A 25,469-nucleotide genomic window follows, 5' to 3' on the forward strand; every position below is an offset into this window, starting at 1 on the left:
TCTATTGCCGCGAAGGGGGATTGGGTTCACGGGGAGGCGCCTGGACTTTGGGTCAGGGGGAGTCGGGCACGGCCCTTGACCCTCCCCCGGTCCCCGCCGGCCAGGCCGGAGACGCACCGGCATCCGAGGCCATCATGGCCAGGATTCGCGTCCCACGACACGGGCTCGGCGGACCCGCAACCCGCCCGGAGATCGTTCCGCTGCGGTGAGCCGTTCGAGGATCCGCCCGCCCGGCCCGCGGCCATGGGCCTGCGGGGCCACCACCAGGTCTCGGACGCGCAAAGATCAATGGCTGGACAGGACTTAGGGTGGGTCCCATGGCCAGTGGTGATTCCTTTGTGTCCCGCGACAGCCGCCGCACCGAGTTGCGGGAGTTCCTGCGCAGCCGCCGCGCCCGGGTCTCGCCCGCTGATGTCGGGATGCCGGCCGGCGGGCGGCGACGTACGCCGGGGCTGCGGCGCGAGGAGGTCGCGGTGCTGGCAGGGGTCGGGGTGTCGTGGTACACGTGGCTGGAACAGGGGCGGGACATCAAGGTGTCCGAGGAGGTCCTCGACGCGATCGCGCGGGCGTTGCTGCTGGGTGCCGCCGAGCGTGCCCACCTCTACCGGCTGGCCGGGTTGAACGCGCCTGAGAGATCCGCCCGGCCCTCGGTGGCGCCCTCACCGGAGGTTCAGCGGCTGTTGGACTCCTGGTCGCCGCGGCCGGGGTACGTCCGCGACCGCCATTGGAACTTCACCGCTGTCAACGACGCGGCGCGCGTGGTGTTCGGCTACGGCGAGAACGACCACAACTGCCTGGTCTCCTTCTTCACCAACGTCCGCTACCGGGTGCTGCATTGTCACTGGGCCGAGGCCGCCCCCGATGTGGCCGCCGCCTTTCGAGCCGACGCGGCGCGCTACCCCGACGATGGGGAGTTCGAGCGTATCGCCGGCGACCTGGCAGCTGTCAGCCCCGAGTTCGCCGAGCTCTGGGAGCGCCACGATGCGGCCGAGCACACCAACGCGGTGAAGGCGGTCGATCATCCGGAGGCCGGGACGCTGGTCTTCGATGCCACGCTGCTGCCGCTGCCCGAGCACCCCGGGCACCACCTGATCCTGCACAACCCGCGTCCCGGTACCGATACCCAGCAGCGCGTGGAGGCCCTGATGCGGCAGCCCAGCCTGGTGGTACCACACCCCGGACAAGCGGACACTGCCCACGACGCCGACGCGCCCGCAGAATCATTGCCATGAACAGCAGCGAGACGCAGATCAAGGCAGTGATCATCCCTGAGTTCGGCGAGGCCGAGGTGCTCCAGGTCGCCACCGTGGCGGTTCCCGAACCCGGACCGGGCCAGGTCGCCATCGACGTGGCCTACGCGGGCGCCAACTTCGCCGAGGTCCTCTACCGGCGCGGTGTGGTCGATGTGCTGCTGCCCTTCGTGCCCGGCATCGAGGTGGCGGGCCGGATCCGTGCGGTGGGCGGGGGCGTTGAGAACCTGTCCGTCGGGCAGCCAGTGGCCGCGCTCACGATCGTCGACAGCGGCGGCTACGCCGAGGTGGTGGTCACTTCCGCGGACCTGGTCGCGCCGCTGGACGGTCAAGGTATCGGGATGGATGTCGCCGCGGCCCTGCCGTCCAACAGCACCACCGCGTTCCTGGTGCTGGACCGGGTGGCCCGCATCGAGCCCGGGGAGAGCGTCCTGGTCCACGCGGCCGCCGGCGGCGTGGGCAGCCAGCTCGGCCAAGCGGCCCGCCTGCTGGGTGCCGGCCGCGTGGTCGGCACCGTCGGCAGCGCAGCCAAGATCGAGACTGCCCGGCGCTTCGGCTACGACGAGGTGATCCTGCGCGATCGGATCGCCGACGCCGGCGAGTTCGACATCGTGGTCGACATGGTCGGCGGCCCGACCCGCCGCACCAGCCTGGACCGGCTCGCTCCGATGGGACGGCTGGTGGTAATGGGCAACGCCTCCGGCGCTGTCGACGTCGGCATTCCAGCCAACGAACTGTGGTTCACCAACAAGACCATCTCCGGATTCAACCTGGCCGCCTTCTCCGCCGCCTTCCCCAAGGAGACCGGTCGGGCCCTGCGCCGCGCGGTGGCGGCCGCAGCCGCAGGGGACCTGCAGGTGCAGGTCGAAACCCTGCCACTGGGGCGAGCCGCCCAGGCCCACCAGCGCATCGAATCGGGCACTACCACCGGCAAGCTCGTGCTCGACGTCACGGCACCGTGACGCCCGACCGTCGCATCCAGGTGAAGAGGGTGTCGGCGGAGATCACCAGCGGGACGCGGGCCTTGGCCACCCAGGACGGCGGTGCGCCGAGGTGGAGGACGGGGGTGGTCCCGGACACGGGGGGTCCTCTCGCAGGGGTGGGCGACAGCCGGCGACGCTCCTCCCCGTATGCACAGCGCGCGCTGAACCCGGCGGGCCGCCACGTGCGCCGCGCCGCCGCGCCCGGCTGCTGATCTGCCTTTCCCTGCGGGTGATTGAGCCGATTCCTTCTGTTCAGGCGGCAACTCTTCGGCCATCGACCGGCCGTACGCCATGCGTGGTTCACACGGCATTTCCGAGCGAACCGCTTACTGGGGCGAAGTTGTACAGCCAACTGGACCGTGCTGGGGGCGCGCGGCACCGCCGCACCCGTGACCAGCGCTTCACCGCCAGGCCGATGCGCCGGTCTGGCTGTCCGGCCCGCGCGCCCACCCGGGCGTCCCGCCCGGACCGGACGGAGAGGATTTGCCACCCATGCCACCCCAGCCCGCCGACGCGGCCCCCAGCACCCTCGTCCTGGCCTCCCCAGCCGCACCGCACGTGGGCGACAAGCTGACCTTCACCTGGACCACCGACCGTCCCAACGCCAAGAACTGGATCGGCATCTACGGTCCGGCGACTTCCCCGGGCGACAGCTCCAAGGCGTGGAGCTACGTGACCTCCGGGACGTCCGGGTCCACCACCGTCGACACCCACGCCCTGGCCGGCGGTCCGTACACCGCGTACCTGCTCTACAACGACGGAACCCAGGTCCTCGCCCAGGCGTCGGCCCCGATCTCCTTCGCGTCCGGCGACAGCCTGACGGTGAACGACCTCGCCCCCCACGAGGGTGAGAAGCTCACCTTCACCTGGAGCACCTCCACCCCCAACGCCAAGAACTGGATCGGCATCTACGACGGGGACCGGCAGCCCGGCGACGGAGGCTCCCTCGTGTGGGCCTACTCCGCCCCCGGCTCCGGCACCCTGACGCTGGACACCTCAGGCCTCACCGGCGGCCCCTACACCGCCTACCTGCTCTTCGACGACATGTACCCGATCCTTGCCAGGACCGGGCCGTTCAGCTTCACCCCGGTGCAGCCGCCGTACTCCGCGGTGGACGCGGTGACCGCCCCGGCGACCGCCGGCGACACCGTGCGCGTCCCGCTCGACGCCCTGTGGGTGCGCCCCGAGGGCAACAAGCCCGGCACCCCGGCCTACCGGCGGATCTCCGGCGACTCCTGGCTGGTCGTGGCCTCCGACGGCACTGTCACCGCCAAGGCGCCGTCGCGTGCCCCACGCGACCCGGGCCGGATCGTGGTCGGCGTGCAGGACAGCGTGAACGGCAAGGACACGGTGACCGTCCAGGTGCCGGTCCGCGACGAGAAGGACGACCTCACCCTCAAGGTCGCCTCCCTGAACCTCTGGGACGCCGGCGCGCACGTCACCAGCCCTCTGGAGAAGCAGGCGCGTGTCGTCCTCACCCAGAACCTCGACGTGGTGGCCCTGCAGGAGACCGGTGGGACCGCGGCCAAGGCCCTCGGCGAGGCGCTGGGCTGGCACGTCCACCAGAGCACCGGCAGCCTCGGCATCATCAGCCGCTACCCGCTGACCGACGTCACCGGCCCGACCGCGGCCCTGCCCGCCGTCTCGGCCACCGTCCAGTTGCCCGGCCGCACCACGGTGCGGCTCTGGGCGGCTCAGCTCGACGAGGCGAACTACGGCCCGTACGCCGTCGACGGCCACACCAGTGCCGCCCAGCTGGTCTCCGCCGAGCAGCGCACGGTCCGCTACCAGCAGGCCCAGGCACTGGTCGCCGCGATGCGGTACGACCTGGGCTCCCACACGCCCGTGATCCTCGCGGCCGGCCTTGCCTCCCCCTCCCACCGGGACTGGACGAAGCAGACGGCCGACGAGCACGGCGGCGTGGGTCCGGTGGCCTGGCCGGTCACCGAGACGCTGGAGAAGGCCGGCCTGACCGACGCCTTCCGCAAGGACAACTCCAACCCGGCGAAGACCCCCGGTATCACCTGGTCGCCGGTGCGCCAGGAGCACGACGGCGGCGGCGCGGAGCCGCAGGACCGGATCGACCAGATCCAGTACGCCGGCTCCCTGAAGGTCGTCGAGGCGCACAACCTCACCACCGGCTGGCCGAAGCAGGTGCCGGACACCGCGGCCAACGGCTGGCCCTCCGACCACGCCGCGGCGGTGGTCACCTTCAGGCTGCAGGCCGGCCACTGACCGCCGGACGTCCGCAGCGCCCCCCGACCACCGGACGGCCGCACCGTCCGACCGCACTGCCCGACCAAAGGACTTGCACGCCATGACCCCTCTCAGCCGCCGTTCCTTCGTCGTCGCCGCCGCCGGCGCGACCGCCGCGGCCGGCCTGCCGGGAATGACCGGAACCGCCGAGGCCGACTCCGGCGACCGCCACCCCCGCGGCAGCGTCCACGACGTCAAGCACGTCGTCATCCTGATGCAGGAGAACCGCAGCTTCGACCACTACCTGGGCGCCCTCAACGGCGTCCGCGGCTTCGACGACAAGCAGGGCGTGGTCTTCCCCAACGGCAACTCCGTCTTCCAGCAGCCCGACGGCGGCCGGGCCGAGGGCTACTCGCTCCCCTTCCGCTTCGACACCAGCGCCTTCAAGGCCCAGGACTTCGGGGGCCTGGACCATGGCTGGTCCTCCGGTCACCAGGCCGTCAACCACGGCGCGCAGAACGGCTGGGTCGCCGCCAAGGGCCACTACACCATGGGCTACTTCACCCGGGAGGACATCCCGTTCCAGTACGCCATGGCCGACGCCTTCACCGTCTGCGACCAGTACTTCACCTCGCTGAACGGCCCCACCGACCCCAACCGGCTGTACCTGTGGACGGGCACCCCCGGCCCCGGAACGGACGGCACCACCGGCCCGTTCATCGACAACTCGATCGTCACCGAGAACCCGGTCGGCGACTGGACGACGTACGCCGAGCGGCTGGAGAAGGCCGGCATCAGCTGGCGCGTCTACCACAACCCGGACGGTTCGGACGACGAGAACGGCGACTACGACGACAACGCCCTGTCGTACTTCAAGCAGTTCGCCGAGGCGCCGAAGGACTCGCCGCTGTACGTCAACGCCATGACCAAGCACGACCTGACGGCGTTCGACGAGGACTGCAGGAACAACGAACTGCCCACCGTCTCCTGGCTGGTGGCCCCGTTCAACTACTGCGAGCACCCGAGCGCCGGCCCGGACTGGGGCGCCTGGTGGGTCAACCAGGCCCTGCAGTCGCTGATGTCCAACAAGGAGGTGTGGAAGAACACCGTCTTCCTCGTCATGTACGACGAGAACGACGGCTTCTTCGACCATGTGGTGCCCCCGTACGCCGAGGCCGGCACCGAGGGCGAGTTCGTGGACGGCCAGCCGATCGGCTTGGGCAGCCGCGTGCCGATGTGGGTCTGCTCGCCGTGGTCGCGCGGTGGCTGGGTCAACTCCCAGGTCTTCGACCACACCTCGGTGCTGCGCTTCCTGGAGCAGGTCACCGGCGTGCACGAGCCCAACATCTCGGCGTGGCGCCGTGCCGTCTGCGGTGACCTCACCACCTGCTTCGACTTCTCCAACCCCGACTACAGCATCCCGAAGCTGCCGGACACCGACGAGCTCAAGGCCCGGGCGACCGCGCAGCACAACCTGCCGGCCGTGCAGGCCCCCGCCGACGGCAAGCAGAAGATGCCACAGCAGGAGGCCGGCGACCGGCCGCACCGCAATCTGCCCTACCGCCCGTTCGCGGACGTCACGGTGGACCGGCGCACCGGCAAGGTCACCTGCACGATGGTCAACGACGGCAGCGTGGCCTACGTCTTCACGGTGCTGCCGAACATCGTCCACCCCTTCAGTGGCTCCCCGTTCCTGGTCCAGCCCCGCTCGTCGCGCACCTATGTGTGGGACACCACGGCCACCGACGGCCGGTACGACTTCTCGCTGTACGGCGCCGACGGCTTCGTCAGCCGCTTCTCCGGCACGGTCGTCCCCGAGGACCAGACGGACGTGGCGTTGCCCTCGGTCACCGCGGACCTGCGGCCGTCCGGGAAGCCGGAGCACGCCTCGGTCGAACTGCGGCTGGTCAACGACGGCGACACCGAGGTCACCTTCGCGGTCACCGCGAACGACTTCAGTGACGACAGCAGCACCGTCCAGGTCGGACCGCGGTCGCGGAAGAACGTCAGCTGGAAGAGCACCGACGGGCGCTACGACTTCACGGTCACGGCGTCCACGGGCACCCGTTTCGTCCGCCGCTACGCGGGCACGGTGCACGAGCTCTGAGTGATCCGACGGATGCGGGGGCGGCCCTCCGACGGGCCACCCCCGCATCCGCGGTTCCGTCTGCCCGGCACCCGCGACGCGGGCCGGGCCCGGCGCAGCCTGCCCGGACCGGCGCGAGGACCGGTCCATGACCACCTCGGACCGCCGGTCGCACGGCGGCACGCGGCCACGACGTGGGCCGGCTGCGCCAGGAGCGCACGAAGCCGCGGTGGTCGTACTGGCTGCCCAGGATCTCCAGCGCTTCCGCCGCACAGTGGCGTTGGGGTTCGACGGCCGGCGCGATCTCCTTGCTGCTGCGGATCTCGCCAAGAGCTCGTCACACGATCACGTGGTGCTGTTCGTCAGGCGTCTCCAGCAGACGAGGCCGACTCTGCTCCTCGAGATCACAGAGACAGCAGATCGGCCACGTCCAACAACACCTCGACACGAGGAAGAATGGCGTCAGCCCTGACCTTGCCTTCCCAGGTCGAGACCAGGTCGAACCCCCTGACACTCCAGAGTGGAACACGTCGTGCGAGGTGCGCCGCGACGAGCTGGCGCGTCAGCAGTCGACGCCCCACGGTGGGGTTGGCGGCACGTATGCGAAAAGCCCGGTCGAAGGCGTCGTGGCCGATGGCAGCAGGATCTCGCAGCCCCAGGGAGCGGCCCAACCTGGATCCCCTCCCTCGCTCCTCCACTCGCATGTCCGGGCAGGGAACGGGGAGCCGGACGACGACCACCATCCGAAGGTGGGTCTTGATACGCGTCTCCCAGTGCCAGCCCTCGTCCCCGCTTCCGCTGACCCACTCAGTCTCTCTGGTGGTGAACCACCAGTGCGCCACCAGCACATGGCGGCCGCGTCGCGTTCCCTCAAGCTGGAACTTGACTCCGCGTTTCATTCCCTGATCCAACTGGCTGCACCACGGACCACCGCCACCCTCGCGGTACACCCAGCCGTGCTTGGCAGCCCATTCGGCCGTCCTGGCACGGTAGCTACGGTCCAGCGCTTTGCTTGCCAGCACCGCCAGCACGACAAGCACCAGCAGGACGGCAATGCCGACCACGATGAACTGAGCGTCGTCCACGGATCCCCCCTCATGTAGGGCGCTCCCAACCACTTTCTGCCCTTGTTCCCCGCTCCATCACCATCGTCTCAGCGGCGCTGAGGCGCGTCCCCCCGACCGTCGGCACCGCCGGCCGGCTGCCGCTCCAACTGCCCGCCTCCCAGCCCTGGCAGCAAGCCTTCCGCGGAAGCCAACCGCTCTGAACGCCCACTTGATGGCCTTTACGAGCCCCTCCATCAGCACGTCACCGATCAGGTCCATGACGAGCCACGCAACGCCGCGAAAGACGACGCCCACGATCGCGACGACTATCTCTTCCACCCACGCCTCCGAGGTCCGAGGCCGATGAGGCTAGGCGCCGGAGTTGGCACGATCTCTGGCCGTTGGCCCGCCTGAGCATCCGAAGGGTCAACGCTCTGGAGATTGACTCGCGCGGCCAGCAGGGTCATCACAGCCAACCCGCCTTGCTGATCACCTCGGCAGCGACCTCCACAACTGAGCGCGTGGTGGAGTCGACGGTGAAGTCATCGACTGATGCTTGTTCGAGTATCTCCGCCAGTTCACCAGCCCTGGCCAGGTGCCATCGCAACGCTTCTGGCTCATTTTCGTGGCGTCGCATGAGTCGTTGGTGGTTGACGGGCAAATCGACCTGCAGCCGGCACACCGAAAGCTCAACACCGATCGCATCGCTGCACAGCTTTCGGCCCTCCACATCCTCGATCACGCCAGCTAGGACCAGCCGAACCGCTCCAGCAGCGAGGTAATTGCCAGCGATGCCGCGCAGATTTCGCAACATCATGCTGGTGTTAAAACGGTCCCCCGCAGGCCTTGGCCATGACTTGCTCAGCCAGTCGAGGTCGATCACAGCGTTGGGCACGCCGGCATCGGCGAGAAGGTCACCCACACTCTCGGCCACTGACGTCTTGCCAACTCCGACGGTGCCGTTGATCAGGAGGGCACGGAGGTCTAGAGAACGTTCTGCATGCATGCGCGGGACTCTACGACCCACCGACCACGAGCTCACCCTCCCCACTGGCGGTCGCCCTTCTGGGATGTCCGCGCCGCCTACCCGGACCGCGTTGACCTGGCCCGCCCGGTGCGGCCGATGACCCCAGCCCGCACCGCGGCACTTGCAGCGGCGATGCGGGCCCGGCGAACCTGTCCCGCATGCGGGTGGGACGCCGGATATGGTGCTTCCAGCCCGCTAGGGCACCTGTCTGACCTGCGCGGACAGCATGCCGATCAGATGATGATTGTGCTCGACGAACACGCCACGGGCACCTGGTATTTCGCGGTAGTGCCGCTGGCCGGCGGTACAGCTCACTGCACCACTCGTCACCATGACTCCGCCTGGTCTCCGCTCCACCAACAGACCCGATGCAGCGGCCAGGTTTGCGGCGTTCCGCACCCACCTTGAACACCCACGATGAGCTGGCAGCGTTCTTGCCGCAACGCCCGGGACGTATCTGCGGCCCCCTGACCGGCTCGGTCGGGAGGTGGGTGTGGAGCGGTAGTCGGAGGACTCCCAGGACACCCGCCCCCGAACAGCGCCCAACCCGCAGGGGGACACTCATGGAGAAGAACCACGACGTCTGCGCCCGGCAGACGGTGCTTCTGGAGGGGCGGAGTTCCTGCAGGAGCAGAACCGGCTGTTACGGCGTCGAGACTGCCCGGCTGACGACCAAGGACCCGGCCTGCTCGCCCCTCGCTTCGCGTACCTGATAGCCGGCGAACTCCAGAATGGCGGTGACGGCGGTGTTCATCGCCCGCCGCGCGTTCTGCATCGCCTGTGCCTGCGGATCGCTCAGTAGTTCCGCGGGGCCCAGGCTCAGGAAGTGGTCGGTGACTTGGGGATGGACCCTCCACTCCAGGAATACCGACGGCGGCAGACTCTCATCGAGGGTGTCCAGGCGGATACCGGAGGAGAGGGACGGGTCCAAGGTGGCAGCGATCGGCAGGCCGGCTCGCACGAGGTCCGCGGTGAGTCTTTCCCTGAAGATCTCGTGTGCGATCACGTCAGTTCCTTGATGGTGGAGTAGGCCGGGGACAGCGCCGCCTGACCCCAGGCGGGTGGGGCGGCCCTGAGTCGGGCCGCCCCGCAGCGGTCACGGCCACGCTTTGAGCAGCATCTGCTTCAGCCGCTCGTTCGATTGCTTGTTGATCAGTTCGCCCAGCTCGGTGTCCGGGTCGCCCCATGGTACCGACCAGGTCACTTCGACGTCCGAGGTCACATGGTCTGCCAGGTTGCCGGCGCAGCGCGGGCAGGGCTGGCGCTCGGAGTACAGCGCGACGATCTTTTCGCCGTTCTTGAGCTGGTTGATGATGGCGTCCTCGGAGTGCAGGTCCTCGCCGTTGCTCACACCCAGGAGCACCCTGCCCGAGTCGGTCCGGGCCGCCGCAACATTCCTGAGCTGGAGTCCGACGTTGTTCACCCGGTGGTTGAACGCCGCAGTGGCGAGGTCGCCGCCGTTGATCGCGATTTCGGTGCCGACGGGGCAGGTGTCGTTGTGGACCAGGAGCGGTGTTGTCCCGGCGAGCACGAAGTACGTGTGCAGTTCGTCGACGGTCAGGTCGTAGGTGACCATCGCGGCGGTGTAGTTGTGCACCGCCAGGACGGTCACCGGTGCCGTACCGGTGCTCTGCAGGAGATCGCCGACGGCCAGTGCGGAGGCAGGGGCGAAGGCCTGCCGGGTGAGGTTGTAGTAGGGGTGGTTCTGGGTGCTGGTGATCGTCCGTGGCCCGTCGGGCGTGCTCACGGTGAGATCGGTGAAGTCCGTGTCGGTATGGGTGGTGAACGTCCGGGTGACGCGGTGCTCCTGGAGCCCGCCGCCGCCTTCGGCGTTCCGGACGGTGTCACCGACCTTGACGTCCTCGATCGGTGTGACGCTGCCGTCGGCCATCAGGACGCCGGTGCCGGCCGGGAAGCTGTGCAGCACCGGGCAGGCCAGCGCCTCAGGGAACTTCTTGAGCCAGTCCGCGAAGGCGGCCGCCTTCAGCCGGCTCGCCGCCTTGATGCTGAGGCCCGCCTCCCTGGCCGACTGGGTCAGGATGTTGAGCCCCGCCTCCATCCCCGCCATGTCGCCGATGGCCGTTGCGGCCCGCAGCACGTAGGCGGCCTTGTAGACGCCCTTGAGAACGAACGGGAGGGCGAGGCCGGCGGCTGCCCAGGCGCACTTGTCGAGCTTGTGGTCCCAGGCGCATTCCTTGAAGTCGCTGACCATGCTGTAGGCGATGGCCGTGACGAGCCCCAGGGCGAACTTGTAGGCGGGGAACTCGATCACCTGGGGCGTGGTGAAGTCGATCGGAGCGGAGTCGATGTACTCCTCTTCGTAGTGTCCGGATGCCTTGCACTGGGCGGCCGTGGCGTCGGGGTCGTCACAGGTCACCCACCAGAACTGGTTCGTTCCGGTGAAGTGGACGTCGGCCGGCATGTTGCAGTAGCCGACCCTGGTGGAGATGGCGCAGTTGCCGGTCTGTGTGGCGACTTCCTTGACACCGACGGGCCTGATGTCCAGGCCGGGAACGTCGTCGTCCCAGGACCCCGCGTCCTGCGGCGGCGGGTTGCTCGCCACCTCGTCGGTCGCCTCGGCTGCGTCCTCGGCCTGCTGGGCGTCCGACCGCGCGTTGGCCGCCGCGTCGTCCGCGTCGGCCGCCGAGGTCTCCGCCTCGGTGGCGTAGTAGTCCGCCTTGTCGGCGGACGACCGCGCCCTGTCGGCTGCGGAACGGGCGGAGGCGGCGTCCTGCTCGCTGTCGTCGGCTGCGGAACGGGCCGCCGACGCCTCACTGTCAGCCTCACGGGCCGAGAAATCGGCGTTGAACGCGGAGTTCTGGGCCTGCTGGTTCAGGTCGTCCAAGCGGCCCGAGGTGGCCTGGACGACCTTGGCGTCGGCGGCCGCCTGGGTCGCCGACTTCAGTGCGTCGGCGGCCGCACGGGAGGCCTTGGCTGCCGAGGCCGCCGCGTCGGCCGCCGCCTGGGCGGCGAGCTTGGCGTCCCCCTCGGCCCGGTCGGCCGCGTCCTGGGCGGCCGCCGCGAAGGCCGCCGCTTCGTCGGCGCGGAGCTCAGCGACCTGCACCTCCTGCTCGGCCAGGGTCTGGGCGGTGCCGGAGACGACCACCGAGAGACCGGCTGTGGCATCGGTGGCGGCGAAGGCGATACCGAGTTCGATCGCCTCATTGGCCGGCGCCGTGACGGCGTTGGCGGTGTCACGGGCGATCTCGGCCTGCTGGGAGGCCGCATAGGCCTGGCCGGAGGCGGTGGCGCTGTCGTCCTCGGCGCCGTCGGCCTCCTTGCGGGCCCCGTCGGCGGCCTTCTTGGCGTTGTCCGCCTCCGTTGCGGCGTCCTCGGCCAAGGCGTTGGCCGCGTCCGAGTTCTGGGCTGCGACCCCGGCCTGGTCGATCGCCTCGGCTGCGAGGGCGTGGCCCTCCGAGGCGTTGGCCGAGGTCTGGGCCGCGGCGGCGTCGGCCGTCTTGGCGGCCGCGTCGGACTTCGTGGCGGCCGCGGTGGCGGTGTTCGCTGCCGACCGTGCCGCAACCGCGGCGTCCTTTGCGGCGCCGGCGTCGTCGTCGGCCTGGGCCGCGGCCACGGTCGCCGCGTCGGCCTGCTCCCGTGCGTCCTTGGCGGCGGCGTCGGCTGAGTCCGCCGCACTGGTGCCGGCTGCCGCGGCCGCAGCCGCGTCGGCGGCAGCCGACCTGGCCCGGGCCGCGTCCATCTCCTTGCGGGCGGTCTCGGCCGTGGACCGGGCGGTGGCCGCGTCCTTCTCGGCCTGCCGTGCCGCGGCGTCGCGGTCGGCGGCCGTGTCGGCGTCGGCAGCGGCAGCGGACTCGCGGTCCGCGGCCTCGCCGGCCTTCTGCTGTGCGTCGGCGTCGGCGGCCTCCGCCTTGCTGCGCTCGGACTCGGCGGTGGCGCGGGCCGCGGCGGCGTTCTGGTGCTCCCTCTCGGCGGTCTCGGCGGCGTCGGCGGCGCGGACCACCGCAGCCTTGGAACTGGTCTCCAGATCCGCGATCTTGGTCTTGTCCTTGGCCACCACGGCTGCCGCCGCGGCGGCGGCGTCCGCCTTGTCCTGGGCAGCGACCGCGTCGGCCTCGGCCTTCTGTGCGCTGTCCTGTGCGGTGGCCCGCAGGTAGGCGGCGCGGGCGGCGTGCGCTTGGGCGCTGGCGTTGGCCAGCAGTGCGGCGCTGTCGGCGACGGTGGCGTTGGTCGCGGCGACCGCGGTCTGCATGGCCAGTGAGGTGGCCTGGGTGGCGGCGGCCGCGGCCTTGGTGACCTGCGCCGACTCATTGGCGTAGGACAGGCCGCGCCCGTCGGGGAGCCCGGCGTCGGCGGCGATCTGCGCGGCGGCGGCCTGCGCCGCGGTGACCTTGTCAGCGGCGGACTTGGCGTCCTTGGCGTTCTGGGTCGTGGTGGCCGACAGGTCGTCGACCCGCTGCTTGACGGTGTCGAGGTCGTCGGTGACCGAGACCGGCTTGCCGTCCCAGGAGAAGTTCCCACCCATGGTGGTGGGCCAGTCCTTGATGAAGGTGTTCCAGGCGCTGTCCGGGTCGGTCTCCGCCTCCATCAGGTTCTTGGCGACCCACGCGTTGCCCAGGGCGTCGTGCATCGCGACCGCACTGGACTGCAGGGCGTTCAGCGCCTTGATCTCGGCGTTGGCGATGTCGGTGCGCTGCTGGGCCTGGGCGGCGTACTCGGCCTCCCATTCGGCCGAGGCCACCTCCTCGACCTCGACCATCACCTGGTTGGGGTCTTCCGGGTTGGTCGGGTCGCCGCTCGCCCAGCGGGTCTTGAGGCTCTCGACCTCCTCCCGGAACTCAGGGGTGCCCTTCTCCGGTGCCACGGTCGGGTAGCCGTTGTACTGGATGAAGCGGCGGACGTCGTCGGCCGAACCCCGCCACTGCGGGTGGTTCAGCATGATCGACCACAAGCCGTACGGGTCACCGTCCGCGATCTTCTTCTGAAGGATCTCGGTGACCTTGTCCTGCGCGGCCTGGCTGGCCTGCGGCAGCTGGGCGGCGCCGCCCCAGCCGACCGCCTGGGAGATCCGCTGGTAGACGGTGCCCGGGTTGAGGAACTGGGTGACGGCGGTGTCGTACTGGGGCTCGGTGTTGGCGAAGTCGGAGGTGAAGTACTTCCAGACCGTCTCCTGGCGTTCGTCGGTCCGGTCGGCCATTCCATCGGCCTGGTCGCTTGCCTCCTGGACATCGGCGTTCCAGGCGTCCCACACCTGCTGGTCCCAGAGCCACTGCGACGAGTCGGCCTGGCCTGGTCCGGCCAGCCGGGTCGCGGCAAGGGTCTTGGAGGCGACTCCGCCGACGTGCAGCAGATAGGCGAGGTTCTCCCGGCCGGTCCGGATCCGGGCCTGCTGGTCCATGATCTTGGCGCGGGCGTCCAGGTCGTGCTTGGCCTGGGCGGCCGCCTGCGCGGCCGCGGCCTGCGCGGCGAGCGCGGCCTCGTCCTGACGCAGCTGCTCCTCCGCCGCGGCCGCGGACTGCTCGGCCTGCTCGGAGTCGTCCTGCGCCGTGGCCGCGGCCGCATCGGCCGCATCCGCGTCATGCGCCGCCTTGTCGGCCACGTCCTGCGCGTTCTTGGCGTCCGAGTCGGCCTTCGCCGCGGTCGCCGCGGCGGTCGCTGCGTCCTTCTCCCCCGCACTGGCCGCGGCATCGGCGGCCTGCGCATCGGCAGAGGCGGCCTGGGCGGAGTCGGACGCCGCCTTGGCCTGCGCCTGCGCAGCGGCGTCGGCAGCGGCCGTCGCAGCGGCAGCGTCCTTGGTGGCCGTCGCATCGACACCGGCTGTGGTCGCCGACTGCTGCGCCGCGCCGGCTGATGCAGCCGCCTGGGCAGCGGAGTCCGCCGCGTCAGCCGCCGCCTGTGCGGCGAGCTTTCCGTCCCCGGTGGCCGCGTCAGCGGCCGCCTGGGCCTGCTCGGCAGCCGCCTGAGCCTGAGCCGCGACGGCGGCTGCGGCGGCCGTCTGCTGCTGCGCGAGGCTCTGCGCGCCCTGCGACATCAGGGTCGCCAGGCCCGCGGAGGAGTCCGTCTCGGCATACGGCGCACCGAGTTCGATCGCCTCGGCGGCCGGTGCGGCCACCTGCGCCGCGGCGTCCCTGGCGACGTCGGCGGCCTGGCCGGCCGCATACGCCTGCCCGGCGGCCGTCGCGGCCGCGGTGAGCGCGGCATCGACCTGCTGGGCGGCCTGCGCGGCCTTGGAGTTCGCGGCGAGCGACGCCTGAGCCGCCTTGGAGGCGTCCCCGGCAGCATCGACGGCGTTCTTGGCTGCGGTCTCCGCCTTGTCGATCGCGGTCGCGGCGGCCGACTCGGCCTGCATCGCCGCATTGAAGCTGATCAACGAGTTGGCGTCGGCGTCGGCTGCCCAGGTGGCGGACCGTGCGGCAGCGGCGGCCGAGTTGGTGGCCGCGGCCCGGGCGGCCACCGAGGCATCGGTGGCCGAGCCTGCGTCGGTGTTGGCCTGCTGCGCCGTCGCCGCGGCCTGCACGGCCGCCTGCGCGGCCTTGTCGGCTGCGGCCTGCGCATCGGCGGCTGCGGACGTCCCCTGGGCGGCCACCGCAACGGCGGCCAGCGCCTGGGCATTGGCTTCCGCAACGTTCTTTGCCCGCTGCGCGGCAGCGGCGTTCTCCCGGGCCACAGTGGCCTTGTCGGCGGCCTGCTTGGCCTGCGACGCCAGCTTTCGGGCATCTCCGGCGGCGGTGTCGGACGCCGACCGCTTCTCCGCGGCGGTCTTCCCCTTCTCCAGGGACGCCTTCAGTGCGTCGGCGGCCTTGCCCCGCTCGGTCTCGGCATCCGCCTTCGCGGCGGCGGCGTTCTGCCGCTCGGTCTCGGCGTTGGCCGCCGCGGTGGTGGCGCGCTGCTCGGCGGCGGTGGCGTCGGACTGTGCCTGGACGGCCTCGGCCTTGGCGTCGGCGACATCCGCGGCCGCGGCCGCGGCCTGGTCGGCGCGGGTCTTGGCGGTGGCGGCCAGATCGGCGGCGTCCTTGGCGGACTGCTGGGCCGACTCGCGCAGGAACTCGGTGCGGGCGGCCGCGGCCTGGGCCTGCGCGTCGGCCAGCAGGGCACCGCTGTCGGTGACCGAGGCGTCGGCGGCGGCGACGGCGGTGTCCAGCGCATGGGCGGTCGCCTGCGCGGCGGCGGCCGATGCCTTGGTCACCTGCGCGGACTGCACCGCGTAGTACAGACCCCGGCCACGCGGGTCACTGTTGTCGTCGGCGATCGTGTCGGCGGCGGCGACGGCCGCATCCACCTTGTCCGCGGCGGCCTTGGTGTCGGCGGCGGCCTGGTGGGCGATGCCGGCCTGCTGGGCGATCAGTTCCTTGATGCTCGCCAGGTCGGCCTGCGCCTGGGCGGTGGTCTTCGCATTGCTGCGACGCTTGGCCGGGTTGGCCTGCCACTCCAGAATCTGGCTCGCGGCCCAGCCGTAGCCCAGCGCCTGGTGTGTCGCCCGGGCCCCGGTCTCCATCGCGTTCAGTGCGGTCAGCTCGGCCTTGAGGATGTCGCTGCGCTGCTCGGCCTGGGAGTCCAGCTCGGCGGTCCACTCGGCTGAGGCGGTTTCCTCCGCCTCGACCAGGACGTTGTTCCAGTCCAGCGGGTTGGAGGTGTCACCACTGGCCCAGCGGGCCTTGAGCGCCTCGACCTCCACCCGGAACTCCGGGGTGCCCTTGACCGGGGCGACGGTCGGCATGCCGTGGTACTGGATGAAGCGGCGCACATCGTCGGCGGACCCGCTGTTGGTGGAGGCACCGATCATCGTGTAGATGCCGTACGGGTCGGTGCCGCCGTTCTCGGCGATCAGCTCCTGCACGATCTGGGTGACCCGGTCCTGGGCCTCCTGGCTCGCCTTGACCACCGGCGGCGTCGCCCACAGCTTCAGCCAGTCGCGCTGGAACACCCCGTTGGACGACAGGTAGTTGGTGACGTCGGTGTCGTACTGCGGCAGCGCGAAGTCGGCGGAGGTGGCATAGGGCTTGGTGAAGTCCTCCAGCCCGGAGTCGGCGGCCCCGCGGTTCAGGTCGTACGCGTCAGCGGCCTGGCTGTCCAGGTTGAAGGCGTCGTCGACCGAGGGCCTGGCGAACTCGCTGATGTGCTGTTCGCCGTTGGGCAGCTGGGTCACCGACGCGCTCTTGGCGTAGGCCAGGGGCCAGCCGTACTGGGCGGTGTCCACCGTCCACGTGCCGTTGGCCTGGAGCAAGTAGCCGGAGTAGGTGCCGGCGGAGGTGTCCAGGGCGACCAGGCGCAGCGTGCCGTCGGCGAGACCGGTCGCGGCGAGGGTGTCCGCCTTGTACGCACCGTCGGAGGCGACGGCCGGAGCGTTCCAGGTGCCGTCGGCGGTACGGACCGTGTCGTGGACCTTGCCGTCCGAGGTGGCGACGAGGACATGCTCGGCGCCGTCGGTGGTCATCGCGACGGTGACCGCCCGGGCGGCGGGGGTGGCAACGGCCGTGGTCGTCCAGTTGCCGCCGTCCTTGCGGGCGATGTCGCTGACGGTGCCATCGGCCTTGAGCACCACGATGTGCTCGGTGCCGTCAGGGGCGACCACGGCGGAGACGGCACGGGCGGTGCCGCTGTCGTCGGCCACCGAGGCCGCGGACCAGCTGCCGTCGCTGTGGCCGGTCCAGTCACGCACGGTGTGGCTGTCGTCCAGCACCACCGCGTGCACATCCCCGTCGGGAGCACCCGCGACGGCGATGGCGGCGGCATGGCCGGAGTCGTCCAGCTCGACCGAGCCGGTGAGGGCCGCGGTCCATCCGTCGGCCTCTGAGGTGCGCACCTGGTCCCACACGGTGCCGTCGTCGGCGAGGGTGAGCAGATGCATGTCGCCGCCGGGCAGGACGGCAGTGGCCAGGTCCTCGGCGTGCCCGAAGGCCCCGTCCACTACGTAGGGCTTGCTCCAGCTGCCGTCCGCAGCACGGGCCGTGTGCCACAGCCGGCCGTCGTCGGCCGACACATGCAGCTGAAGCTCTCCGGTGGGCAGTGCACCCAGGGAGAACGCGGTGGCGTGGGGGGCTGCAAAGGTGGAACGGGTCCAGCTCCCGCTGCTCTGCAGGGCGTTGTCGGCGACGGTCCCGGCGTCGGTGAGGGTGGCGATGTGCAGCTGCCCGCCGGTGGCTCCGACGGCGGACAGGGCACGGGCCTTGCCGGTGGAGTCCACCACCGTGGCCGCCGCCCACGTCCCGTCGGAGCCGCGGACCCGGTCGCGGACGACATGGTCGGATCCGAGCAGGTCCAGGTGCACCTCGCCACTCGGCGCGGTGGCAAGGGCGACGGCGGAGGTCGGGATGCTGCCCGCGTCCGCGGTGCCGACCCCGTCCCAGCTGCCGTTGCTGTGGCGGACGTTGCTCCACACCTTGCCGTCACCGGTCAGCAGCGCCAGATGCAGATCGCTGTTCGCGGTGCCGGTGGCGGCCAGGCCCTTGACCTTGCCGGGCAGGGAGTCGAACAGGACCCGGTTGGTGCCTGTCCCCATCATGTACCAGCCCGGGTAGTCACCGGGCTGGTAGAGCCGGTCGGTGACCTTCCCCTCGTCGGACAGCAGCTCGATGTGCAGCTCACCGTTGGGCAGTGCCGCCGCCGCCACGGCCTTGGTGGTGGTGCCGCCATCGACCAGGATCGGGCCGGTCCAGGTGCCGTCCGAGTAACGGACGTCGTCGTAGACGCTGCCGTCACGGGTGAGCATCACCTGGTGCAGATGGCCGTTGGCCAGGGTGGCGGAGACACTCTGCGCGATGGGGCCGATGCCCTCGGCGAGGGCGGAGTTGTCGGTCTCGGTTCCGTCGGTGGCGAGGACGACGTCCCTGGACCGCGATCCCAGAAAGACATTCCAGCCCGGCCAGGGGCCCTGGTCACGGCCGGCCAGCTGCTCACCGGCCACGGACTTCATGGCCGGTCCGCCGTTGTGCATGATGTTGGCGAACATGGCCTGGTCACCGCGGGCCTTCGCGGCGTCCTCCATCGCCTGCACCCGGGCGTCGAGGTCACCGGTCGTGGCAGAGGTGGCCGTGGCAGCCGTCGTCGCCGCCACGGCCGCACGTGCCGTGGTGGCCCCGACCATCGATGCCGCAAGCGCAAACACCACAGCGGTCACCGCCGTGCGTGAAGCAACTCGTATCCGGCCGGTACGCCCTGAGAACACAGCCCCGCCCTCGCTTGGCCCACATGATCAAAAATCGAGTGCACCGTATAGGAGTCGTGATCGGCAAAGCAACAGTCAACTTCCGCCGTCATCAGGCAAACTACGCAGCTTGACCAGCTGATCAGGCATGTGATCAACTCCGTCGGCTGAACCATCACAGGAGGGTGACCATGGCAGGGACTGCGGGACGACGACTGGCCGCGCTCGCACTGGCGGCGCTCGCACTGACCGCGACAGCGGGATGTTCCTCCGCGAGCTCCACGTCCCCGTCCGCGGCCCCGGCAAGCGGTGCCCCTCGGGCCTATGCCACCGACCCCGGCAAGGGCGGCCCGTGCCGGGCGACGATGGATCACATCACCGGCGTCGGCAAGGCGATCACCGCCGACGCCAAGGACCGTACCAAGGCGGCAGCCGACCTCCAGGAGGCCGCGGACCAGTTCACCGCCGACGCCGAGAAGATCAAGAACCCGGAGGCCAAGCAGGCCGCCAAGCAGCTCGGCACCGTCTACCACGGCCTCGCCGACGGGGCGAAGAACAACCGCAGCCCCGACCTCAAGACCCTGCCGGGCCAGGTCCAGAGCGCTGTCTCGGCGCTGAGCACCTGCGCGGCGAGCGAGTAACCACCCAGGCCGGACGGAGTCCCAAGGGACGTCGGCCCAGGCCGCGTTCAGGACAGGAGACACGCGGCAAAGGCCCAGAACCGCTGGTGGAAGGCGACGAGTTCGGGGGGCGGCACAGTACCTCGTACGCCTCGCCCGGAACGATCTGACGGAACAGGATGCTGCGCAGGCGTTCCCGGTCGAGGACGTCCGCCGGCGCGGCGGAGCCGTCGCCAGGATCGCTCCCGGCGTGGGTCAGCCCACTCGGCTCCAACCGGCTATGTGAAGTACACGAGCACGCGGCCGGTGTTGTCCGGATCGGTCTCCCGGCGTACGTACAGCTTCCTGATGTGTTTCTGGTCGAGGAAGGTCAGGACGCGCCTGTGGAGCTGCCCCGATCCCTTACCCGAAATGATCTCGGCGACCGGTTCCCCGGAGTGGGCGGCCGCGAAGAGGAACCGGCGCAGGGCGAGCTCGATGTCGCGGTTGTTCCGGAAGATTGGATGCAGATCCAGGCTGAGCACGCAACAACTCCTCTCGTATGCACCCGTCCGCACGGCTGGCCGCCCTGTGATCCTCGGCCGGTCGACCGAGCCCGCCCGGCGTGCCGGGCGGGCTCGGAGCCGGGTCCGACGGGTCAGCCGACGATGGCGACCGGACCGTCCCAGGCGTCGCGGTCCACCGTGATGGTGTACCCCTGACGGGTTTCCTTGCTGTTGACCGTGTACTGGTGGCCCCGACTGTGGTCGGTGTACAGGCTCGCGGCCCACGGCCAGTCCGTGGTCGTGCTGGCCTTGCCGTCGTACAGGGCGTACCAGAGGTTGCCGGGCAGGTCCGTCCTGTTCGTCGCGGTCGCGATCGCCTTGGCGCTGGACGACGTGAAGCCGTAGTAACCGGCCCGGTACGTCTTGGCACGGAGCGCCTTGGTGAAGGACCGCACATACGTCAGCACGGCGTTGTTGCACGACGTGTTCGTGATGGCGTACGACTCCATGTCGAGGTAGACCGCGGAGCCGACCTTCATCCCGAGCGCCGAGGCCTTGGCGACCGCATCATTGCCGTCGCTCGTGCCGAGCGCGGCAGCCGTCGCCGCAGTGATCTTCTCCGGGTTGGAGCCGGTCTGGCACGGCGGCTGTGCGCCGACGTAGATCGGGATGAGCTTCCACCCCGATGTGTTGACCGACTTCACCCAGGACGCGGTGAGGTTGGCCTGCGTGCAACCCCGGTTCTTGCCGCCGATGTAAACGGCGGCGCCGCCGTAGTAGCCGTCGGCCTTCCACGCCTTCATCGCCGTGAGCGACGGCGCCGAGCAGGCGTCGAAGGCCCGCCCGGTGAACGTCTTCTGCGCGGGCCAGACAGTCGCGGCCATCGACGTCTGCGCCATGACCACACTCCCTGCCACCACCGCCACGCCTGCCGTGCTCCAGGCTATGTAGCGGCCCTTTCTGGACAGTCTATGCTTGGACAATCCCCACCCTCACTCACTCGATCAGCCGATTTCCACCGCTGACTCCTGCTCAGGCCCAACCGAGCCGAAAGCAGATCGTACGGGGCACCGGGCTCCATACCGGCACCCGGGGTGGCCGCACGAGGCGCTACCGCCGAGTGCGTCGCCGCAGCAACACCGACGCCCGGGTGGACGACGTCGACCTCGCGCCACCCCGGCTGGGAGACACGACCCCGGTATCTGCGGCAAGCGGCTTGCCGCCGGTCCTCGGTCCGTTCCTCAGCCCCCAAAGTAGCCGCAACCGTCCTCCATGTAGGACCGGCCAAGCACCTCATGAGTGAGGTGCCTGGACAGTGTCGGATTGCGGCTATCGGTTCAGGTAGTGCCAGAGCAGGCCTACGACGATGCCGCCGGCGGCCGTAGCTGCACCCTTCACCGCGTGGATCGCGACGAGCCGGCTCCAGCGGCGGGCCTGCTTGTGCCGGCGCTCCCGCAGGACCTGCCCGCGGGGGGCGCTGGGCATGGGGTAGCCGATTCGCTTACGATGCTCGGGCATGTGGTCTCCTCATTCGTCATCTGTGATTTCGGGGTCCACGCAGAGGGTCCTGTCTCGGTTGAAGCTTCCTACGGCAAGCCGAGGTGGGACCCTCCTCGCTTTCATGGGAGTGCATCCGCGCGCCCCGAAACGGCGGTTCCATGACCCCCAGAACCGCGCCTCTGCTTGCTCGTTGAAACAGAACTGGCTTGTACTCGAATGCGATCCGCAGCCAGGTGGGGGCATGTGAGGCCTTCTGGGGACAGGCATGTCAATGGCGTTGTGATGTGTCACCCGATCGTGCGGCCATCCGAATGGGTCATTCGAAGAACTGGTCCTGCATCACCTTGTCCATCGAGCGCATCAGCTCGCCGAACGTGCCGCCGTCGCACGGTGCCCCTCTCGGAACTCGGCTCCACCCCGCCGCGGCAATCATGACTCCAGGGCGACCGGATCCCCCTTCGGCGTCGACCGGGATGCCGCGGGCTCCCGGGGCAGCCGATCCGGGTGGGTTCGTCGGGGGTCATTGATGCCGTCATGTCTTCGGCGTGGATCGGTTGGTCATCCATAGCGCCGACCGTACATGTGTTCGGACCTGGAGTCGGTGCGCCCTGGGAGTGTCGCACGGGTGTGTCGGGGCATCCGGGTGGTCTGTCCGCCGAGGATGTCGACTCCCGCGACGAGGGACCGGTACTCGACGGCGGCGCCACCTGGATCCATCCGCAGTGCTCGGGCCCTCGGGCCGGGGGTGAAGCGGATCCGAACCCCGCAGGCATGCAGCGCCGACTCGCACTGCGTTCCTGCCGGTGAGGGCCGATTCTGCCGCTCGATGTACTGCCGCAGAACGGTGATCGGGGCGCCGCCGACCGACCCGGACCCCCGCATCCGCAGACCCCTCCTTCTGGCGGGTGAAGGCCGGGCTTCCTTCATCTCCCGACAGGTGATCGTGCGTCAGGACATCACGCACCGACCAACAAGGACACCCCACCGCCACCACACACCACCCTCGGCGACCAGCCAATTCAGGGTGGACATGGCTCATTGGTCCAGACCTATTGACGAGCCCTGCCGCCCCACCTACGATCCGGTCCGGCACAGCCCCACATGTCCCCACCTCACCCAGAGTGGGCGTCACTCCCTGACATTGGTCATGTCCATGACGCCCGACTGGAAGGGAGCACAGCATGTTCCGTCGGAGGTTGCACACTCGGCGTCTGTCAGACGATTCCCGGTCTTTTCCGGATCAGAAGGCGACCCTGGAACGCGCATCGCAGGTGAACCAATCCAGCCGCGCCAAGAACGGACCCACCGTCCTGAGGCGCTCCCTCGCCGGCCTGAGCGCCGCCGCCGTCATTGGCACCGGCATCGTCGTGATCGGCTCCGTCACAGCCGGGGCTGCCACCACCAATCTGGTGGCCAACCCCGGATTCGAGAGCGGACTCTCCAACTGGACCTGCTCCAGCGGCTCCAGCACGACCGTCAGCAGTCCGGTCCACTCCGGCGCCTCCGCGCTCAAGGCCACACCGACCGGCCAGGACAACGCCCAGTGCACCCAGACCATCAACGTGCAGCCCAACTCCCAGTACACGCTGAGCACCTACGTCCAGGGCAGCTACGTCTACCTGGGCGCCACCGGCACCGGCACCAGTGACCCATCCACCTGGACGCCGAGCAGTCCGTCGTACAGCCAGCTCAGCGTCGGCTTCACCACCGGGCCGAGCACCACCTCGGTGACCGTCTACCTGCACGGCTGGTACGGACAGCCCACGTACTACGCCGACGACGTGTCGCTCACCGGCCCCGGCGGCAGCAGCCCCACACCCACCACTGCTCCGCCGACCACCACGCCACCCACCACCACGCCACCGACCACCACGCCACCAACCACTGCTCCGCCCACCACCACGCCACCCACCACTGCTCCGCCCACCACCACGCCGCCGAGCGACACCTGCCCCACGAAGTCCAAGCCGTCGGGCAAGGTGCTGCAGGGTTACTGGGAGAACTGGGACGGTGCCGCGAATGGCGTCCACCCCGGCATGGGCTGGGTCCCCATCACGGACAGCCGAATCGCCGCACACGGCTACAACGTCATCAACGCCGCCTTCCCGGTGATCCTCTCCGACGGCACCGTCGAGTGGCAGGACGGCATGGACACCAACGTCAAAGTCTCGACCCCTGCCGAGATGTGCCAGGCCAAGGCTGCCGGGGCGACGATCCTGATGTCGATCGGCGGAGCCGCCGCAGGCATCGACCTGAGCTCCAGTGCCGTCGCCGACCGGTTCGTGGCCACCGTCGTGCCGATCCTCAAGAAGTACAACTTCGACGGAATCGACATCGACATCGAGACCGGACTGTCCGGAAGCGGGAACATCAACACCCTGTCCCCCTCCCAGGCCAACCTCATCCGCATCATCGACGGCGTGCTGGCCCAGATGCCCGCGGGCTTCGGCCTGACCATGGCCCCCGAAACCGCATACGTCACCGGCGGAAGCATCACCTACGGGTCGATCTGGGGCGCCTACCTGCCGATCATCAAGAAGTACGCCGACAACGGGCAACTGTGGTGGCTGAACATGCAGTACTACAACGGCAGCATGTACGGCTGCTCCGGCGACTCCTACTCGGCCGGCACCGTCCAGGGCTTCACCGCGCAGACCACATGCCTGAACAACGGCCTGACCATCCAGGGGACCACCATCAAGGTGCCCTACGACAAGCAGGTACCCGGCCTCCCGGCCCAACCCGGCGCGGGCGGTGGATACATGGACCCAAACCTGGTCAGCCAGTCGTGGAACGCATTCCATGGTTCGCTGAAGGGGCTCATGACCTGGTCGATCAACTGGGACGGCTCAAAGGGCTGGACCTTCGGCGACAACGTCAGATCTCTGCAGGGACGCTGACCTCCTCCTGACTTCCCGCGCCCCGCAGCACCGGCTGGGTCCGGTTCCGGTCACCGACCGGAAGCAGACCCAGGTCCAAGCTCGGGGCGCGGGTTGTCGAGCGTGGTCACTCACCGGCCGCCGACAACGATGTAGCCCCGGCCAGTACCGCGCACGCGGTCAACGCCGGCACGGCGCCCAGAGCATGGCGCACACCACGCGGATCACCCGGGTCCAGGATCTCGGCCAGCCGCTCCAGCGGGCGCGGGACCCCCTTGAGCACAAGCTCGGACTGCTCGCGGAGCTGGTCGACGGCAGGCGGAATCGGCGACGGTTCTTCGCCGGACACGGCCCTCCACTGGAATCACGGGGCGCAGAGAATTCCATGATCTCGGGAACCCGTTCCTGCCATGGTCCCGGTGCCGGTTCAGCAGCGAGAGCGCCACGAACCATGCGCCGTCCGACAACACCCGAACCCTGCACTGCGCGCCCGAGACGCTGCGCTGCCTGATCACCCGGGTTCGACATGCCTCCGGGCGGAGCGGGACTCCTGCCGGTCGGGGTCACCGTGCTCCAAGCCCCCGGCCCGCTCGAAGGCCCCCGGCCGGCTCCGGCTGACGTAGCCGTGGAAGCGGCCGCCCAGTATCCGGGCCGCACCGTCCAGGGCACCGGCGACCGAGCCGAGCATGCCGGTTGAGCACGGCCTTCCGGCGAGGATTCGCGAGATCCCCGGCAGAGTCGCTCACCGGCTTCCGGGACCTCTGCAACTGCCGCGAGACACATAGCTGCCAGTGCACATGCGTGCCAATCGGGGTCCGGGACAACCGGTGCCGGGCCATCCCAGAATCGACGCCATGAGCCGGAGCACGCCCGCCGGTCCCGGTCGGGGCTTGGTCCTGGTCTCAGCCGCATGCTACGGCCCGCGTCTGCCTGAGGAGCTGAACCCGCGGATGGACATCCTGCAGAAGATCTCCGCCGTTCTCGCCGGAGCGGACAACGGGTCTCTGGAGGGCTGTCCGTTCCCAGGGCCGGGACCGGTGGGTGCCCGCCTCACGCTGGCCGGCTCACTGCTCGCACCCGCCGGGGAGCAGCCGCCGGTCCGGCCGGAGCGTTGTTTCCAATCCAAGGAGTAACCCTTGCACCCCGTGGTTGACACCGTCGAGGAGGAGCCGACTCCTCCGCCGCCGTCCGAGGCGTCCTCCGTTGAGCCCCAGGCCGCGCCGAATCCCGAGCCGATCGAAACCCCGCCGCCGGACACACCGCGGCGGGTGAGAAAGCGGTGGGTCAGGCTGCTC

16 protein-coding genes and 2 pseudogenes are annotated in these 25,469 nt (G+C 70.0%); 8 read left to right on the forward strand and 10 right to left on the reverse strand.

Features of this window, described 5'->3' with window-relative positions; translation table 11 throughout:
• Positions 1–89 precede the first annotated feature (89 nt).
• The 3 genes and pseudogenes from AB0761_RS04840 to AB0761_RS04850 all read left to right on the forward strand — a co-directional run.
• Positions 90–197, forward strand: a pseudogene (locus AB0761_RS04840) (IS5/IS1182 family transposase); the annotation flags it as partial.
• Between the two features lie 120 nt (positions 198–317).
• The gene (locus AB0761_RS04845; protein WP_377267704.1) at positions 318–1,232 is read left to right on the forward strand and encodes a helix-turn-helix transcriptional regulator; all 915 of its coding nucleotides are present in this window, start codon (positions 318–320) and stop codon (positions 1,230–1,232) included.
• Complete coding sequence (locus AB0761_RS04850; protein ID WP_377267705.1) at positions 1,229–2,212, forward strand: zinc-binding alcohol dehydrogenase family protein; 984 nt, start codon at positions 1,229–1,231, stop codon at positions 2,210–2,212. The genes AB0761_RS04845 and AB0761_RS04850 overlap by 4 nt, the downstream gene beginning before the upstream one ends.
• On the opposite strand, the gene AB0761_RS04855 is transcribed toward AB0761_RS04850, so the two are convergent.
• Positions 2,199–2,330, reverse strand: coding sequence for a hypothetical protein (locus AB0761_RS04855; protein WP_377267706.1), 132 nt, complete (start codon positions 2,328–2,330; stop codon positions 2,199–2,201). The two genes, AB0761_RS04850 and AB0761_RS04855, sit on opposite strands and share 14 nt — an antisense overlap.
• Before the next feature lie 395 nt (positions 2,331–2,725).
• On the opposite strand from AB0761_RS04855, the gene AB0761_RS04860 reads away from it, so the two are divergent.
• Positions 2,726–4,468, forward strand: a complete 1,743-nt coding sequence (locus tag AB0761_RS04860; protein ID WP_377267707.1) for a hypothetical protein — start codon at positions 2,726–2,728, stop codon at positions 4,466–4,468.
• A gap of 82 nt (positions 4,469–4,550) precedes the next feature.
• Entirely contained in the window at positions 4,551–6,536 is a 1,986-nt protein-coding gene (locus tag AB0761_RS04865; protein ID WP_377267708.1) for a phosphocholine-specific phospholipase C, read from the forward strand.
• Between the two features lie 383 nt (positions 6,537–6,919).
• Here the strand turns inward: AB0761_RS04865 and AB0761_RS04870 are convergent, their stop codons facing one another.
• Together AB0761_RS04870 and AB0761_RS04875 are read right to left on the reverse strand one after the other, a co-directional pair.
• The gene (locus AB0761_RS04870; protein ID WP_377267709.1) at positions 6,920–7,600 is read right to left on the reverse strand and encodes a hypothetical protein; all 681 of its coding nucleotides are present in this window, start codon (positions 7,598–7,600) and stop codon (positions 6,920–6,922) included.
• A 427-nt stretch (positions 7,601–8,027) separates the two neighbouring features.
• On the reverse strand, positions 8,028–8,567 hold the full coding sequence (locus tag AB0761_RS04875; RefSeq protein WP_377267710.1) for a hypothetical protein: 540 nt from the start codon (positions 8,565–8,567) through the stop codon (positions 8,028–8,030).
• A 75-nt stretch (positions 8,568–8,642) separates the two neighbouring features.
• On the opposite strand from AB0761_RS04875, the pseudogene AB0761_RS04880 reads away from it, so the two are divergent.
• Positions 8,643–8,829 (forward strand): annotated as a pseudogene (locus AB0761_RS04880) (hypothetical protein); the annotation flags it as partial.
• Positions 8,830–9,231: 402 nt separating this feature from the next.
• On the opposite strand, the gene AB0761_RS04885 reads toward AB0761_RS04880, so the two are convergent.
• Both AB0761_RS04885 and AB0761_RS04890 read right to left on the reverse strand, forming a co-directional pair.
• Positions 9,232–9,594, reverse strand: coding sequence for a hypothetical protein (locus AB0761_RS04885; RefSeq protein WP_377267711.1), 363 nt, complete (start codon positions 9,592–9,594; stop codon positions 9,232–9,234).
• 90 nt (positions 9,595–9,684) lie between these two features.
• Positions 9,685–18,654 (reverse strand): polymorphic toxin-type HINT domain-containing protein, encoded by an 8,970-nt coding sequence (locus AB0761_RS04890; RefSeq protein ID WP_377267712.1) that lies wholly within the window; start codon positions 18,652–18,654, stop codon positions 9,685–9,687.
• Positions 18,655–18,881: 227 nt separating this feature from the next.
• Here AB0761_RS04890 and AB0761_RS04895 point away from each other — a divergent pair, with 227 nt between their 5' ends.
• On the forward strand, positions 18,882–19,331 hold the full coding sequence (locus tag AB0761_RS04895; RefSeq protein WP_377267713.1) for a hypothetical protein: 450 nt from the start codon (positions 18,882–18,884) through the stop codon (positions 19,329–19,331).
• A gap of 257 nt (positions 19,332–19,588) precedes the next feature.
• Here AB0761_RS04895 and AB0761_RS04900 read toward each other — a convergent pair whose 3' ends face one another.
• From AB0761_RS04900 to AB0761_RS04910, 3 genes are all read right to left on the reverse strand, one after another.
• Entirely contained in the window at positions 19,589–19,834 is a 246-nt protein-coding gene (locus AB0761_RS04900) for a Smr/MutS family protein (RefSeq protein ID WP_377267714.1), read from the reverse strand.
• 113 nt (positions 19,835–19,947) lie between these two features.
• Positions 19,948–20,778 carry a glycoside hydrolase domain-containing protein gene (locus tag AB0761_RS04905; RefSeq protein ID WP_377267715.1) on the reverse strand — a complete coding sequence of 277 codons (831 nt, stop codon included), beginning with the start codon at positions 20,776–20,778 and terminating at the stop codon, positions 19,948–19,950.
• 346 nt (positions 20,779–21,124) lie between these two features.
• Positions 21,125–21,313, reverse strand: a complete 189-nt coding sequence (locus tag AB0761_RS04910) for a hypothetical protein (RefSeq protein ID WP_377267716.1) — start codon at positions 21,311–21,313, stop codon at positions 21,125–21,127.
• Between the two features lie 1,253 nt (positions 21,314–22,566).
• On the opposite strand from AB0761_RS04910, the gene AB0761_RS04915 reads away from it, so the two are divergent.
• Positions 22,567–24,195 (forward strand): carbohydrate binding domain-containing protein, encoded by a 1,629-nt coding sequence (locus AB0761_RS04915; RefSeq protein ID WP_377267717.1) that lies wholly within the window; start codon positions 22,567–22,569, stop codon positions 24,193–24,195.
• Positions 24,196–24,301: 106 nt separating this feature from the next.
• On the opposite strand, the gene AB0761_RS04920 is transcribed toward AB0761_RS04915, so the two are convergent.
• Together AB0761_RS04920 and AB0761_RS04925 are read right to left on the reverse strand one after the other, a co-directional pair.
• Positions 24,302–24,523, reverse strand: coding sequence for a transposase family protein (locus tag AB0761_RS04920; RefSeq protein WP_377267718.1), 222 nt, complete (start codon positions 24,521–24,523; stop codon positions 24,302–24,304).
• Positions 24,524–24,685: 162 nt separating this feature from the next.
• The gene (locus AB0761_RS04925; protein ID WP_377267719.1) at positions 24,686–24,862 is read right to left on the reverse strand and encodes a hypothetical protein; all 177 of its coding nucleotides are present in this window, start codon (positions 24,860–24,862) and stop codon (positions 24,686–24,688) included.
• Between the last annotated feature and the right edge of the window lie 607 nt (positions 24,863–25,469).

Origin of the sequence: Peterkaempfera podocarpi (genome assembly GCF_042466665.1) — a bacterium.
In the GTDB taxonomy this organism is placed as follows: domain Bacteria; phylum Actinomycetota; class Actinomycetes; order Streptomycetales; family Streptomycetaceae; genus Peterkaempfera; species Peterkaempfera podocarpi.